Annotated in this window: 14 protein-coding genes; 8 read left to right on the forward strand and 6 right to left on the reverse strand. The window is 60.8% G+C overall.

Features of this window, described 5'->3' with window-relative positions; translation table 11 throughout:
* Nucleotides 1-11: 11 nt before the first annotated feature.
* Complete coding sequence (locus ACSQ3G_RS12245; protein ID WP_436110226.1) at nt 12-1,457, reverse strand: hypothetical protein; 1,446 nt, start codon at nt 1,455-1,457, stop codon at nt 12-14.
* A gap of 244 nt (nt 1,458-1,701) precedes the next feature.
* On the opposite strand from ACSQ3G_RS12245, the gene ACSQ3G_RS12250 reads away from it, so the two are divergent.
* From ACSQ3G_RS12250 to prmB, 5 genes are all read left to right on the forward strand, one after another.
* Entirely contained in the window at nt 1,702-2,307 is a 606-nt protein-coding gene (locus tag ACSQ3G_RS12250) for a 50S ribosomal protein L25/general stress protein Ctc (RefSeq protein ID WP_436110227.1), read from the forward strand.
* A gap of 214 nt (nt 2,308-2,521) precedes the next feature.
* On the forward strand, nt 2,522-4,900 hold the full coding sequence (locus ACSQ3G_RS12255; protein WP_436110228.1) for an EAL domain-containing protein: 2,379 nt from the start codon (nt 2,522-2,524) through the stop codon (nt 4,898-4,900).
* A gap of 67 nt (nt 4,901-4,967) precedes the next feature.
* Complete coding sequence (locus tag ACSQ3G_RS12260; RefSeq protein ID WP_436110229.1) at nt 4,968-5,693, forward strand: substrate-binding periplasmic protein; 726 nt, start codon at nt 4,968-4,970, stop codon at nt 5,691-5,693.
* A gap of 79 nt (nt 5,694-5,772) precedes the next feature.
* A complete protein-coding gene (gene pth, locus ACSQ3G_RS12265) occupies nt 5,773-6,504 on the forward strand; it encodes an aminoacyl-tRNA hydrolase (RefSeq protein ID WP_436110230.1) in 732 nt (243 codons plus the stop codon).
* A 44-nt stretch (nt 6,505-6,548) separates the two neighbouring features.
* Nucleotides 6,549-7,496, forward strand: a complete 948-nt coding sequence (prmB, locus tag ACSQ3G_RS12270) for a 50S ribosomal protein L3 N(5)-glutamine methyltransferase (RefSeq protein ID WP_436110231.1) — start codon at nt 6,549-6,551, stop codon at nt 7,494-7,496.
* A gap of 1 nt (nt 7,497) precedes the next feature.
* On the opposite strand, the gene clpS is transcribed toward prmB, so the two are convergent.
* Complete coding sequence (gene clpS / locus ACSQ3G_RS12275) at nt 7,498-7,806, reverse strand: ATP-dependent Clp protease adapter ClpS (protein ID WP_038588323.1); 309 nt, start codon at nt 7,804-7,806, stop codon at nt 7,498-7,500.
* A gap of 460 nt (nt 7,807-8,266) precedes the next feature.
* Here clpS and ychF point away from each other — a divergent pair, with 460 nt between their 5' ends.
* From ychF to ACSQ3G_RS12290, 3 genes are read left to right on the forward strand one after another with little or no spacing between them, the layout of a single operon-like run.
* Nucleotides 8,267-9,370, forward strand: a complete 1,104-nt coding sequence (gene ychF, locus ACSQ3G_RS12280) for a redox-regulated ATPase YchF (RefSeq protein ID WP_436110232.1) — start codon at nt 8,267-8,269, stop codon at nt 9,368-9,370.
* Nucleotides 9,371-9,391: 21 nt separating this feature from the next.
* A complete protein-coding gene (locus tag ACSQ3G_RS12285) occupies nt 9,392-9,862 on the forward strand; it encodes a MaoC family dehydratase (protein WP_046603850.1) in 471 nt (156 codons plus the stop codon).
* Nucleotides 9,859-10,326 (forward strand): MaoC family dehydratase, encoded by a 468-nt coding sequence (locus ACSQ3G_RS12290; RefSeq protein ID WP_436110233.1) that lies wholly within the window; start codon nt 9,859-9,861, stop codon nt 10,324-10,326. Before ACSQ3G_RS12285 ends, ACSQ3G_RS12290 begins: the two co-directional genes overlap by 4 nt.
* A 49-nt stretch (nt 10,327-10,375) precedes the next feature.
* Here the strand turns inward: ACSQ3G_RS12290 and ACSQ3G_RS12295 are convergent, their stop codons facing one another.
* The 4 genes from ACSQ3G_RS12295 to petA all read right to left on the reverse strand — a co-directional run bounded on the left by ACSQ3G_RS12295 (nt 10,376) and on the right by petA (nt 13,795).
* On the reverse strand, nt 10,376-10,915 hold the full coding sequence (locus ACSQ3G_RS12295; RefSeq protein ID WP_105428993.1) for an adenine phosphoribosyltransferase: 540 nt from the start codon (nt 10,913-10,915) through the stop codon (nt 10,376-10,378).
* 113 nt (nt 10,916-11,028) lie between these two features.
* A complete protein-coding gene (locus ACSQ3G_RS12300) occupies nt 11,029-11,904 on the reverse strand; it encodes a cytochrome c1 (protein ID WP_436110234.1) in 876 nt (291 codons plus the stop codon).
* A 27-nt stretch (nt 11,905-11,931) separates the two neighbouring features.
* Complete coding sequence (locus tag ACSQ3G_RS12305) at nt 11,932-13,203, reverse strand: cytochrome b (RefSeq protein WP_105426947.1); 1,272 nt, start codon at nt 13,201-13,203, stop codon at nt 11,932-11,934.
* Between the two features lie 13 nt (nt 13,204-13,216).
* Nucleotides 13,217-13,795 (reverse strand): ubiquinol-cytochrome c reductase iron-sulfur subunit, encoded by a 579-nt coding sequence (gene petA / locus ACSQ3G_RS12310; RefSeq protein WP_046603845.1) that lies wholly within the window; start codon nt 13,793-13,795, stop codon nt 13,217-13,219.
* Nucleotides 13,796-14,026 lie beyond the last annotated feature (231 nt).

Raw genomic sequence — 14,026 nt, forward strand, 5'->3', positions numbered from 1 at the left:
CGGGTCTCAGATCACTGGATCGGCTGCCCGTTGACGCTGAAGTTCTTGCCGTCCTCGAACTTGATGTCCCAGCGCAGGCGGCCGTCCGGCTCGGTCTTCGCCATGCCCTTCGCCATCATCATCGCAAACGAAACCTGATTGAATTCGGGGTCGCTCTTGGCGGCGGTCTGGAAATACTGGATCAGCTTGTCGATGTCGCGGGCAAGGATCGAGGTCTCGAGCGTGTAGCGTTCCTTCTCCTCCGGGTAACCCTTGACCTTGCCGGAGGCTTCAACGTCGTAGAGAGCCGATCTCGCGGCAATCCGCGGGAAATCGACGGTCAGCTGCCCCTCATTGAGAAAGGCCTTGCCCAGACGCTCGCCCTCCGAATCCGGCAACGGGTCGGGCTTTGAAAAGTCGATGTCCATGAAGGTGTCGATGAAGCGCTGGAAGTTGAGATCCGCGATCCCGAATTCCATTTCCGCCATGTCCGGCACCAACTGAGCGTAGAGCGGGGGAATGATGCCGTCTGGCGTCAAGATGGTCTCGATGCGGGCACCGAAGCCGATCCGGGTTGCCTCGGCGGGCTCGCTCATCGTGAACGTGTAGTCGAGCTTGTTGACGCCGAAATCGCCGAGCGGACTTGCCACGGTGAACTGGTTGAAGCTGATCTTTTCGGAAAGCGCCGTGAAGAACGGCATCGCGCCGCGAATGAGATCCTTGAGCTTGGTGATCTCGGCCTGCGACGGCTTTTCATTCTTGACGAGTTCCAGCATGAACACGACAAGAGTACGGGTTTTCTCGGCCATCACGCCCTGGACGCCGACGTCGAAATCGAGGCTTTCGGCGCGGATCTGTATCGGCGGGGTTTTCGGCGTCGCAATCCGTTCGTAGAAGCGCAGGAACGAGCCCTTGCCGGTGAAATCCGTGCCGCCGGCTGCCGCACTCGCCGTGGACGCTAGTGAATAGTTCATGCCGGCAAAGCTCGCCTCGACTTCTTCAGAGCCGCTCTTCGAGACCATGCGGATCGGGCCGGACGTCGCCTCGCCCGATCGGAAGTAACTGATCGCCGGATCGAAAATGCCGGAAAACACCATGTCGGTGACGGAGTAGTTGATGTTCGTCGGCTTGCCGTCGGGCATCTTGCCCTTGACGGTGAGATTCATGTCGCTGTCGCTGTTGAACTTCCACTGGCCATTGTCGAGGGGGGCGGCGAAGACCGAATACGGCTTCAGGCCGGAAACAGTGAAGTCTTTCTTGTTGATGGACTTGAGGAGCTTGGCGAAATCGTAGCTGATCTCGTAGCGTTCGCCGGCCGGCTTGACGGTCAGGAAACCCGTCGACTTGACCGTATCCGGCAGGAAGTGGATGAGGCTTTCCTTGAGGGTGCGGGCCCCCTTGTCGTTGATCTCAGCCGCCGCAACTGGGTATACGCAGGACGCAGCCATTACGCTGGCCGCGATCAAAGTCCGTTTCATGAATCAAGCCCTTCCCTCGTTCAACGGGCACAAAATGGAAGTCGGGCCGCCGAAGTCAAGCGCAAGTCCTTTGTTTTCAGGCCGAAAAGCTTGCACATCCCTGCTCATTGTATTATAGCGCGCCGGTCCGCGTAGACACCCTTGGAGGCAACGCGGATGAAGCGCATCGGATGATGCCCTTCAGTTTGACGTGAGCCGACAATGCTTGCGAAAAACTCTCCAAACAACCTCGAAAGGATATGCCATGAGCCACGCATCATACGAGCTCAAGGCCGAGGCGCGCGAACGGGTAGGTAAGGGGTCCTCCCGTGAACTTCGCCGCAACGGTTTCATTCCTGCTGTCATCTATGGTGACAAGCAGTCCCCCCTCGCGATCGCTCTGTCGACCAACGAAGTGACGAAGCGCATCCATGCCGGCGGTTTCATGACCACGGTTGCCACGATCGACGTCAACGGCGAGAAGATCCAGGTCCTCCCGAAGGACTATCAGCTCGATCCGGTCCGCGACTTCACCATGCACGTGGATTTTCTGCGCGTCTCGGGCAACACGGAAGTTTCCGTTGAAGTTCCGGTTCACTTCGTCAACGAAGAGAAGTCCCCGGGCATCAAGATCGGCGGCGTTCTCAACATCGTCCGTCACGAAGTCGAGCTGCTTTGCCCGGCCAACGACATTCCGGAATTCCTGACCCTCGACCTGACGGGCGCGAAGATCGGCGACAGCCTCCACATCTCCGCCGTCAAGTTGCCGGCTGGCGTACGTCCGGTCATCTCCGACCGCGACTTCACCATCGCGACGATCGTCGCCCCGGCTGCAGGCGTTACCGAGGAAGAACCGGCTTCTGCTGAATAAGCAGGCCGAAATTCTTGAAATGGGACCCGCTTTCGCAAGAAAGCGGGTTTTTTATTGTCCATCGAATACAGTTTAGTAACGCTGCTTCCGTAATTCGTTCGAATCTTGGCATTGTCGTTTCAGTGAAGTTTAATGAATAGGTGAAACGATGCACGCTACTTCAGCATGACGGGGAAAGTCCGGCGGCAGCCAGACGATGAATGCGGGGAAGACGGTGACTCATTCCGTTGAGAGTCGTTTTATTGCGATCATTTCAGGCGCCCTTCTGGTCGTCGTCGCACCGCTGTTCACGCTTTTCCTGGCGCTTTCCTCCCAGCAGGCCGCCAAGAACCTCAGCGAACATGTCAACGTCGTGCTGGTGACCAATTCCCAGGCTCTCGGCAAGCCACTCTGGGATCTCGACACCGACAGCATCCACCAGGTCGCCTCGATGCTGATCGCCGATCCCGCCATCAACGGCGTGCAGATCAGCGACAATACGGGCAAGCTGAATATTTCCGAAGTCGACGTCAATCCGGCCGATTTCCGCGGCCTTGAGGCGATCTCCGAGCCCATCTTCTACAAATCGCAGCAGGGCACCCGCAGTGTCGGCAGCATTACCGTCTATGTGCCGAAGCTTGGCTGGTTCTCCGCCCTGCACCAGATGGAAATGGCCTTCATCTCCATCTTCATCATCACCATTCTGACGGTCTTCGGCGCGGCGATCCTCGGCAATCGCGTCATGGTCATCAAGCCGCTGATGCGGTTGACCGCTGCGATCGAGGCGACCCGCAGGCTCGGTTCGCGCCACCATGTCGACTGGCGTTCGAACGACGAAATGGGGCGGCTGGCGAAGAGCTTCAACGAAATGCAGACGCTGCTGGAGCGCGAGGAACGCGAACTGAAGCGCGCCCATCAGCAGACCACGGAAATCTACAACCTGACGCCGGCCATGCTGTTTTCGCTGACCCGAGGCGACCAGATCGCCGCGGTCAGCGACTATTGGCTTCTCGCGACCGGCTATCGCCGCGAAGACGTGATCGGCCATCCCTTTTCCGAACTCGTGGCCCCTGCGGACCGTCAGATTTATGCACGGCGCAAGCAGCAGGCAAAATCGAGCGGCCCGGCGATCGAAGTCACGGTCCGGTTCCTGTGCGCCGACAGCCGCCTGATGGACGTGCTGATCGTCGAGACCGAGCTTGGCACTGCCGGCGGCAACATTCCCGGCTCGCTGAGCGTCATGACGGATGTCACGGAACTCAGGCAATCGGAACTGCGCAATCGTCAGCAGGCCATCTCCGACCATCTGACCGGGCTCCTGAACCGCCAGGGTTTCGAGGCGACGCTCGACCAGAAGATCGCCGAGGCCGACAGGGCGCGCACCGAGGTCGCCTGCCTGTTCGTCGATCTCGACCGCTTCAAGGCGATCAACGACAATCTCGGCCATGCAGCCGGCGACGCCGTGCTCTGCCAGTTCGTCGAGCGGACGAAGCCGATGCTCAACGACGGCGATACCGCCTCCCGTCTCGGCGGCGACGAATTCGCCATCCTGATCGCCGGGGACGGTGCCGAGCGCCGCGCGACCGAACTCAGCCAGAAGATCGTCGACATGTTCGAGGTTCCCTTCCGGATCCTGGGCACCGGCGTGCGGTTGAGCGCCAGTATCGGCCTTGCCTTCTATCCGAGCCATGCAGCCAGCGCCGCCGAACTGCTGCAGAAGTCGGACATGGCCATGTATGCCCGCAAACGCGACGGCAAGAACGGCGCGCAGGTCTACGATCCCGCCATTCTCGACCAGACGCGGGAACGGGCCGAAATCGAGAGCGATATCGAAGTCGCCATCGCCGCAAGCTGGTTCGAGGCGCATTTCCAGCCGATCGTCGACATCGAGACCGGTATCCCGTCAGGCTTCGAAGCGCTGATGCGGATGCGCCATCCCCGCAAGGGCCTGCTGTCGCCGGCCGGCATCATCAGTGTTGCCGAGGAGACCGGCTCGATCAGCCAGATCGGCAACCTCATCCTGGAAGACGCGATGGCGAACCTGGCCCGCGTCTCACGCCTGCCCGGCATGGGCGAGACCTATGTCGCGGTCAACTTCTCGCCGCTGCAATTCGAGCCCGGCCTGCCGGCACGCCTTGCCGGCCTGCTCGGCCGCTACGGCATCGATCCGTCGCGCCTGGTGGTGGAAATCACCGAAGCCGTGCTGATGCACGACAACCCGGAAATCCGCACCATTCTCAACGAACTCCATCGCTTCGGCTGCCGCATCGCGCTCGACGACTTCGGCACCGGCTATTCGTCGCTGAGCTATATGAGCCGTTTCCCGGTCGATATCGTCAAGATCGACCAGTCCTTCATCCATTCGCTCACCGAACAGACGGGCGACATAGGCAGTAAGAACAGGATGCTCGTCGAAGGCATCAGTGCTATTTCTCACAAGATGAACTGCAAGGTCGTCGCTGAAGGCGTCGAGACGGAAGAACAGCGCTCGTTGCTGCGGCAAATGGGCATTGACTATGCGCAGGGCTATCTCTTCTCGAAGCCCCGTGAGATTTCCGAACTGCTCTCGGCCCTATCCACCCGGCAGGCCGAAATCGAGTCCATGGCGAGCTGACACGTTCTCACCTCCGGACCAGATGCTGGGTCAGAAATGACAACATATGCGTTTGGAAGGGGGACAGATGAAAATCGCAGCGCCGCTTCTTGCCAGCCTCAGCCTCGCGTGTGGCGCCCATGCCCAGCAGGCCATCGTCTTTTCGACCGAGTCCTACCCGCCCTTCAGCTACCAGGAGCCCGGCGGCAACTACCGCGGCGTCGGCATCGACCAGGTAAGCATCATCATGCAGGACGCGGGCACGCCTTACACGCTGGAGATCATGCCCTGGGCCCGGGCCATCGCCATGGCCGAGACGCAATCCATGCACTGCGTCTTCGCCGCCGCCCGCACACCGGAACGCGAACCGCGTTTCAAATGGGTCGTGCCTCTTTTCGTCGACCGCAGCATTCTCGTGCGCCATGCGGGTTCGAAGGTCGCGGCAACCACCCTGGAGGAGGCTAGGCAGTACACGGTCGGCACCCATCGCGCCGACTACACCGAGGGGCTTCTGAAGAGCTCCGGCTTCCCGAAGGTCGATCTCAGCGCCGACGTCGACACAACGCTCCGAAAACTGCTGCAGGACCGTATCGACATGATGCCCATGTCGGAAGGCGTCTATCAGAAGCTGAAGGCGGATGGGACGCCGATCGAAAAGGTCATCCTGTTCACCGAACAGCATCTCGGCATTGCCTGCAATCCGGATGTGCCTGACGAACTGATCGTCAGAATGCAGGCGGGTCTCGACCGTCTCATCAAGGACGGCATCCAGACTGTAATTCTGAAGCGCTACGGCATCGGCGAGCCTCAATAGAGGTTCAGGCGTTGAAACCGGTTGACTTTGGCGGCGTTTCGCGGTGGTGAAAAGCCAGCAGTCAAGGATGGACGTCTCCATGCTCATCATCGCCGGCCTCGGCAATCCCGGTTCCCAATATGCGGGCAACCGACACAACATCGGCTTCATGGCCGTGGACGCGATCCAGCGCCGTCCCGGCTTTTCGCCCTGGTCGAAGAAGTTCAAGGCGCTGATCTCGGAAGGCGAACTCGCCGGCGAAAAGGTGCTGCTGATCAAGCCGCAGACCTTCATGAACCTCTCCGGCGAAGCGGTCGGCGAGGCGATGCGTTTCTACAAGCTCGGCCCGGAAAACATCATCGCCATCTATGACGAACTGGACCTGCCGGCGGCCAAGGCCCGCATCAAGACAGGCGGCGGCAATGGCGGCCACAATGGCGTGAAGTCGCTCGACGCCCATTGCGGCCGGGAATATCGCAGGCTTCGCCTCGGCATCGGCCATCCAGGCGCCAAGGAACTGGTGCACAATCATGTGCTCGGCGATTTCGCCAAGGTCGATCAGACCTGGCTGTCCCCTCTTCTCGACGCGCTTGCCGACAATGCCGAGATGCTGGTGAAGGCCGAGGATTCTCAGCTGATGAACAAGCTGGCGCTCGCGGTCGGCGGCAAGCCGGATGAGGAAAAGCCTAAGCCCGAAAAGAAGCCCGTCGCCAAGCCGGCCGGGCAATCGCATATCCATCAGGCCCGCAGCAGCGGCGGCAAGCCGAACCTTCCAACATCGGGCCCGATGGCCGAGATGCTCAAGAAGATGTTCGGCGGCAAGGGCGAATAGCATCAATGCCCTTAGGAATGAAAGATCAGGACCAGAAGCGCGAAATGACCAAGACTTCGAACATGGATGACATCACCGGCGAACTCGTCACCCTTCGCGATTACTGGCGTTATGCCATCTCCCGGTTCAGCGCCGCAAACCTCAGCTATGGCCACGGCACGACGACGGCCAGCGACGACGCCGCCTTCCTGGTCCTCGACAGCCTCGACCTGCCGATCGACGCGCTCGATCCGTTTCTCGACGCACGCCTGCTGCCGGCCGAACGGCGGCTGCTGGCCGAACGGATCGACGCCCGCGTGACGACCCGCAAACCCACATCCTACCTGACCGGCCACGCCTATATCCAAGGTATCCGCTTCCTGGTCGACGAACGGGTCATCGTCCCCCGCTCCCATATCGGCGAAATCCTGTTCAGCGAATATCTCGGAGAAAACGGTTCGTCCTTTCTGCCCGATCCGCTGGGCGTCGAAAGCGCCGTCGACATCTGCACCGGCTCCGGCTGCCTTGCCATCCTAGCCGCAAAATTCTTCCCGAATGCCGCAGTCGATGCGGTCGATCTGTCGGCCGATGCACTCGAAGTGGCAAAGCTGAACGTTGCCGAGCATAGCGTCGAAGATCAGGTCACGCTTTTGAACGGCGACCTCTTCACGCCGCTCGGAAGCAAAAAATACGACCTGATCATCACCAATCCGCCCTATGTCGACCACGAGGCGATGGACGGTTTTCCGGAAGAGTTCCGCTCCGAACCGGCCATGGCCTTCGACGGCGGCGTCGACGGCCTCGACCTCGTCCGCCGGCTGCTGGCGGAAGCCTCGGCGCATCTCAATCCCGAGGGCGGCATGATCTGCGAAATCGGCTCGGGCCGCGAAATCCTAGAGGAGGAATTCCCCGACCTCGACTTCCTGTGGCTGGAAACGGCGGAATCGCAGGACGCAGTGTTCTGGATCAGCGCCGAAGCGCTCGGCGTGAAGGCGGGGAAAAAGAGGAAGTAACCTATTCCTCGGGCTCGGTGATGAACATCAGCGGAAAACCTGCCTCCTTGGCCAGGTCGACCGCTTCCTTCGCCTTGGTCTCGGCAATGTCTTTGGTACAGACGACGACGACCGCCAGCCCCATCCGGTGCGCGGTCAGCATTACCCGGTAGCCGGTTTCCTCGCTCATCCGGAACACGGCTTTCAACACCATCGTCACGAATTCGCGCGGCGTATAATCGTCGTTGACGAGCAGAACCTTGTAGAGCTTCGGCCGCTCCAGCTTGGTCTTGGTTTTCGTCTTCGGTTTTAGGGTGGTATCTTCGCTCATGGCGTCTCGCCTCCTGATGACGGCGTCCGACACTAGGCATTTCGGCTTATATCGCACCGCAACCGGAATTTTTCAAGCAGCTGATCGGAGTGGAATAAGTTCAATCGGCGGCGAGTAAAAGGAGCTACTGCTCAGGACCGACTTTGAGGCTATGAGCCTTCACGACCGCAATCCGGCCCGATAGCGATACTAGCCAGACCTCCCTATCCGGCATCAATACGGCCTCCAGGTCGTCCCTTTCGGCTACCTCAAGCTCTGAGAGTATCTCTGGAGGTAAATCTATCTGCCCTTCGGGCGAAACGGTCAGCGTCACAGGCAAGGCTATCTCCCGGAGCGAAGGGTGTGCTTCACATTGATATCATCCGCAGAGCCGCTCGAAAAGCGACCGGCCCTTGACCCGGCGATTTCATTCCCCCATAGCCACAGCAACGAAATTTCTTCCAATACAGGGTCCGGACCCATGGGTTTTAAATGCGGTATCGTGGGCCTGCCGAATGTCGGCAAGTCTACTCTCTTCAATGCGCTCACCAAGACGGCTGCCGCCCAGGCAGCCAACTATCCTTTCTGCACGATCGAGCCGAACACCGGCGAAGTGGCGGTTCCCGATCCGCGCATGCAGAAGCTGGCCGCGGTCGCCGGCTCCAAGGAGATCATCCCGACCCGCATTTCCTTCGTCGATATCGCCGGCCTCGTGCGTGGCGCATCCAAGGGTGAAGGCCTCGGCAACAAGTTCCTCGCCAATATCCGCGAAGTGGATGCGGTGGTGCATGTGCTGCGGTGCTTCGAGGACGACGACATCACCCATGTCGAGGGGCGCATCAATCCGGTCGGCGATGCCGACACGATCGAGACCGAGCTGATGCTCGCCGATCTCGAGAGCCTTGAGCGCCGCGTCGAGCAGACCCGCAAGCGCGCCGCCAGTAAGGACAAGGATTCCGTGGCGCAGCTGCCGGTCATGGACGCGGTTATCAAGCTCCTGAACGACGGCAAGCCGGCACGCCTGCTTTTGAAGACGCTGGCGCCCGAAGAGATCGAGATCCTGAAGAGCCTCAACCTTCTGACTTCACACCCGGTCCTCTATGTCTGCAACGTCGCGGAGGCCGATGCCTCGACCGGCAACGAGCACACGCAGGCCGTGGCCGCGATGGCCAAGGAACAGGGCGCCGAATGCGTGATCATCTCGGCTGCGATCGAATCCGAAGTTGCCCAGCTTCCGGAGGAAGAGTCCAAGGAATTCCTGTCGGCCCTCGGGCTTGAGGAAGCCGGCCTCGACCGGCTGATCCGCGCCGGTTACCACCTGCTCGACCTGATCACCTATTTCACGGTCGGCCCCAAGGAAACCCGCGCCTGGACGATCGTGCGCGGCACCAAGGCACCGGCAGCCGCAGGCGTCATCCATACAGACTTCGAGCGCGGTTTCATCCGCGCCTTCACCATCGCCTTTGACGACTACATCGCCTTCAAGGGCGAAGTCGGCGCCAAGGAAGCCGGCAAGGGCCGCGACGAAGGCAAGGAATATGTCGTCCAGGACGGCGACGTGATCCACTTCCGCTTCAACACCTGAGACCGTGGGCGGGAGGGCCACATGACGGAAGCCGCGTATTATTTCGAGGACTTTTCGGTGGGGCGGGTTTTCCCGCTCGCATCCAAGCTGGTGACGGCGGACGAGATGGTCGAATTCGCCGCGGAGTTCGATCCGCAGCCCATGCATCTCGACGAGGCGGCAGGCAGGGCGAGCATCCTTGGCGGCCTGTCGGCGTCGGGCTGGCATACGGCGAGCATGTTCATGCGCATGATGTTCGACGGCTGGCTGTCCAGTTCCTCGTCGGAGGGATCGCCGGGCATCGAGTTCATGGAATGGAAAAGGCCGGTTCTGGCCGGCGACACGTTGTCCGGCCGCTCGACCGTGCTCGAATCCCGCTCGCTTCGCTCACGCCCCGGCATCGGCATCGTCAAGTTCCTTCACGAAGTGGAGAACCAGCGCGGGGAGATCGTCATGCGCGGCGAGAACCCGATCATGATGCGGCTGCGTGACGCGCGGGAGGACGCTGCATGAGGCTGATCGAGCTTTCTCCACCCGGCCAGAAAGTCATCACCGGCACGCTTCTCTTCACCGCCGAGGACATCGTCCGCTACGCGAAGAAATTCGACCCACAGCCCTTCCATGTGGATGCCGAAGCGGCGAAGAACTACGTTTTCGGCGCTCTCTGCGCCTCCGGCTGGCACACCTGCGCCGGCTGGATGAAGACCTATATCGCCTACTGGAAAACCGAGGTGGCGCGGCTCGAAAGCGAGGGCATCACTGCCCCGAAGCTCGGGCCTTCGGCCGGCTTCAGGAAGCTGCAATGGCTGAAACCGGTCTATGCCGGCGACAGCGTCACCTATTCCGTCGCGCTGACAGAGAGCCGTTCGCTCGCCTCGCGTCCCGGCACCTGGATCAACATGACCGTCTGTGACGGCGTGAACCAGCATGGCGAGGTGGTGATGCGCTACGAAGGCACCGTGCTGGAATTCGCTTGAAGCTTCCCGTGCAAGCCCCTCGCCCGGGCCCGCCTTCGTGGCTGGGACTTCAGTGACCTGAAAATTCGACCAGCGTTCTGACTTCCACGCCGAGCGCTTCGAGCTTCCGGCGGCCGCCGAGATCCGGCAGGTCGATGACGAAGCAGGCCGAGACGATCTCGGCGCCAAGCTGACGCAGCAGCTTTACAGCACCTTCCGCAGTGCCGCCTGTCGCAATCAGGTCGTCGGTGAGGATCACCTTCTCGCCGGCCTTCACCGCATCCACATGGATTTCCATCTCGTCGGTGCCGTATTCGAGGCTGTAGGCCATCCGCACGGTCTGGTGCGGCAGCTTGCCCTTCTTGCGGATCGGCACGAAACCGGCCCTCAGCTGGTGCGCCAGCGCGCCGCCGAGGATGAAGCCGCGTGCCTCGATGCCGGCAATCTTGTCGATGCCCAGGCCCGCATAGGGCGCCACCAGTTCATCCACCGCCTGCCCGAAGGCAACGGCGTCGCCGAGCAGCGTGGTGATGTCACGGAAGATGATGCCCGGCTTCGGATAATCCGGGATGGAACGGATGGCGGCGGAGAGAGCGTTTTTGGAAGACATGTGATCCACATATTTGGCGGCAGGAAGGGAGACCGAGCCTAGCAACTGATGGCTCCCCTCCCAACAAAAAAGGCGACCCGCAGGCCGCCTTTTCGCAATCACGAGGTAAAACCTCAGTGTTCCTTGCTGGCATAGACGGACTTCTTGGTGAGGTAGATCAGGCCAGTGAAGATCATCAGGAAGATCATCACCATGAAACCGGTGCGCTTGCGATCCTCGAGATGAGGCTCGGCTGCCCACATCAGGAAGGCCGAGATATCCTTGGCATATTGATCGACCGTCTGCGGCGTGCCGTCGTCATAGGTCACCTGGTCGGCGCTGAGCGGCGGAGCCATGGCAAGCGCGGCAGCGCCGGCGAAATACGGATTGTAATGGGTACCCGGAGCAACCTCGACGCCGGCCGGCGGCTGCTCGTAGCCGGTCAGCAGCGAATGGATGTAATCCGGTCCGCCTTCCTGGTACTGGGTGAATATGTCGATGACGAACTGCGGGAAACCGCGGGTCACGCCGCGGGCCTTGGCGATCAGCGACATGTCCGGTGGTGCTGCGCCGTTGTTGGCGGCAGCGGCAGCCTGGGTGTTCGGGAAGGGCGATGGGAACTGGTCGGACGGAACGGCTGTGCGTTCGAACATCTCGCCTTCGTCGTTCGGGCCGTCCTGAACCTTGTAGTTGGCGGCAAAAGCCTTCACCTGGGCTTCCGAATAACCGAGGTCTTCCAAGGTGCGGAAGGAGACCAGACGCATCGAGTGGCAGGCGGAACAGACTTCCGTATAGACCTTCAGGCCACGCTGGAGCTGGCCCTTGTCGTAATGGCCGAACGGACCCGCGAAGCTCCAGTCGGTTTCCTTGGGATGATGGATCGGAAAATGCGGCGTTTCCGCATGTTCCGCGGCCGGGGCCGCAGCGTGATTTTCCTGCGCAACGGCCGAGGCAACGCCCATTCCCGCCAGGAAGGCCAGCGAGACGAGGCTTGTAACAAGCTTGTTCATAGTTCTAATCCCTCTCGGTCGCAGGCGTCAGGCGCGGGCTTCGGCGGATTTGCCGTTCTTTTTCTCAAGAACCGCTTCCGTGATGGAGTTCGGAATGCGCCTCGGCGTTTCGAACAGGCCGAGAAGCGGCATGATCACCAGGAAGAAGCCGAAGTAGTACAGCGTGCCGATCTGCGACAGTGCTGTGAAGATGCCTTCCGCAGGCTGGGAACCGAGCCAGCCGAGCATGATCGCATTGGCGACGAACAGCCAGAAGAACAGCTTGTACCAGGGACGGTAGACTGCAGAGCGAACCTTTGAGGTATCGAGCCAGGGCAGGAAGAACAGGATGAGGATCGAACCGAACATCACCAGAACGCCGCCAAGCTTGGAGTCGATGAAGAGGACGTTGAAGGTGATCGCGCGCAGCATGGCGTAGAACGGCAGGTAGTACCATTCCGGAACGATGTGAGCGGGGGTCTTCAAGGCGTCGGCCGGGATGTAGTTGTCCGGGTGGCCGAGGTAGTTCGGCATGTAGAAGATGAACCAGGCATAGACGATCAGGAAGACGGAGACGCCGAGCGCATCCTTCATCGTCGCATAGGGCGTGAAGGCGACGGTGTCAGTCTTGGTCTTCACCTCGACGCCGGTCGGGTTGGTCTGGCCGGTGACGTGCAGGGCCCAGATGTGCAGGACGACGACCCCGGCGATCATGAAGGGCAGCAGGTAGTGCAGCGAGAAGAAGCGGTTCAGCGTCGGCTGGTCGACGGCAAAGCCGCCGAGCAGGAACTGCTGAATCCATTCGCCGACCAGCGGGAAGGCCGAGAAGAAGCCGGTGATGACGGTCGCGCCCCAGAAGGACATCTGACCCCAGGGCAGAACGTAGCCCATGAAGCCGGTCGCCATCATCAGCAGGTAGATCACCACGCCGAGGATCCAGAGGATTTCGCGGGGCGCCTTGTAGGAGCCGTAATAGAGGCCACGAGCGATATGCAGGTAGACGGCGACGAAGAAGAACGAGGCGCCGTTGGCATGCATGTAGCGCAGCAGCCAGCCATGGTTCACGTCGCGCATGATCTTTTCGACCGAGTCGAAGGCGATGCCGGTCGAAGCGGTGTAATGCATGGCGAGCACCACGCCGGTGATGATCTGCACGATCAGCATGACCGACAGCATGGCGCCGAACGTGTAGGCATAGTTCAGATTGCGGGGAACGGGGTAGGAAATGAAGCTGTCATGGATCATGCGCGGCAGCGGAAGCCGCGAATCGATCCACTTTTCGATGCCGGTCGATGGCTGGTATGTGGAATGACCGCTCATAGATATTATCCCCTCACCCGATCCTGATCACTGTGTCGGACGCAAATGCAAAATTCGGAATGGCGAGGTTCTGCGGCGCCGGGCCCTTACGGATACGGCCGGCCGTATCGTAGTGAGAGCCGTGGCACGGACAGAACCATCCGCCGAAATCGCCGGACTGGCCGAGCGGAACGCAGCCGAGATGGGTGCAGGAACCGATCATCACGATCCAGTTCTCCTTGCCCTGGCCGGCGGAACGATCGATATCGCTTGCCTGCGCGTCGGCCGGCAGATTGGCGTTGCGGGCGACGGGATCCTTGAGATCCGCAAGCGCCACGGCATTCGCCTCTTCCACTTCCTTCGGCGTGCGGTTGCGAATGAAGACAGGCTTGCCGCGCCACTTGACGGTCAGCGACATGCCCGGCTGGAGAGCGCCGACATTCACTTCGATGGACGCGAGCGCCAGCGTCGAGGCGTCCGGGCGCATCTGATCGATGAAAGGCCACGCAACCGATACAGCGCCGACAGCGCCGGCCATGCCGGTGGTCAGATAAAGGAAATCACGGCGAGTGGGCTCGCCCAGTGTTTCGCTATGGGTGTCGTGCTCGCTCACGGCTCAATCATCCTTCTCACGCAATTCGCGGAAACCGCTCTGCCCCCGTCCGGGCGAATCTCAGTTGAACACAATTCGACCATAGATTCCCCAGCAATCCGGCGCGTTCTATGCTTGATCGCAAAATATGTCCAGCCTTGGCAAGGGGTGCCGGCCAGTTTGTCGCCGGAAAACCCGGAGGGTTCCGGACCAGCGTGACAGGCAGAGCACAGGCCCGAGAAACAAGGCCTG

This window comes from Neorhizobium tomejilense (genome assembly GCF_964254135.1).
Taxonomy (GTDB): Bacteria; Pseudomonadota; Alphaproteobacteria; order Rhizobiales; family Rhizobiaceae; genus Neorhizobium; species Neorhizobium tomejilense.

Bases quoted from the DNA above. Each gene is read 5' to 3' on its own strand.
- ACSQ3G_RS12295 (WP_105428993.1), bottom strand. From the start codon at position 10,915: ATGTCTTCCAAAAACGCTCTCTCCGCCGCCATCCGTTCCATCCCGGAT.
- prmB (WP_436110231.1), top strand. From the start codon at position 6,549: ATGACCAAGACTTCGAACATGGATGACATCACCGGCGAACTCGTCACC.
- ACSQ3G_RS12305 (WP_105426947.1), bottom strand. From the start codon at position 13,203: ATGAGCGGTCATTCCACATACCAGCCATCGACCGGCATCGAAAAGTGG.
- ychF (WP_436110232.1), top strand. From the start codon at position 8,267: ATGGGTTTTAAATGCGGTATCGTGGGCCTGCCGAATGTCGGCAAGTCT.
- clpS (WP_038588323.1), bottom strand. From the start codon at position 7,806: ATGAGCGAAGATACCACCCTAAAACCGAAGACGAAAACCAAGACCAAG.
- ACSQ3G_RS12260 (WP_436110229.1), top strand. From the start codon at position 4,968: ATGAAAATCGCAGCGCCGCTTCTTGCCAGCCTCAGCCTCGCGTGTGGC.
- ACSQ3G_RS12290 (WP_436110233.1), top strand. From the start codon at position 9,859: ATGAGGCTGATCGAGCTTTCTCCACCCGGCCAGAAAGTCATCACCGGC.
- ACSQ3G_RS12245 (WP_436110226.1), bottom strand. From the start codon at position 1,457: ATGAAACGGACTTTGATCGCGGCCAGCGTAATGGCTGCGTCCTGCGTA.
- ACSQ3G_RS12300 (WP_436110234.1), bottom strand. From the start codon at position 11,904: ATGAACAAGCTTGTTACAAGCCTCGTCTCGCTGGCCTTCCTGGCGGGA.
- pth (WP_436110230.1), top strand. From the start codon at position 5,773: ATGCTCATCATCGCCGGCCTCGGCAATCCCGGTTCCCAATATGCGGGC.
- ACSQ3G_RS12285 (WP_046603850.1), top strand. From the start codon at position 9,392: ATGACGGAAGCCGCGTATTATTTCGAGGACTTTTCGGTGGGGCGGGTT.
- ACSQ3G_RS12250 (WP_436110227.1), top strand. From the start codon at position 1,702: ATGAGCCACGCATCATACGAGCTCAAGGCCGAGGCGCGCGAACGGGTA.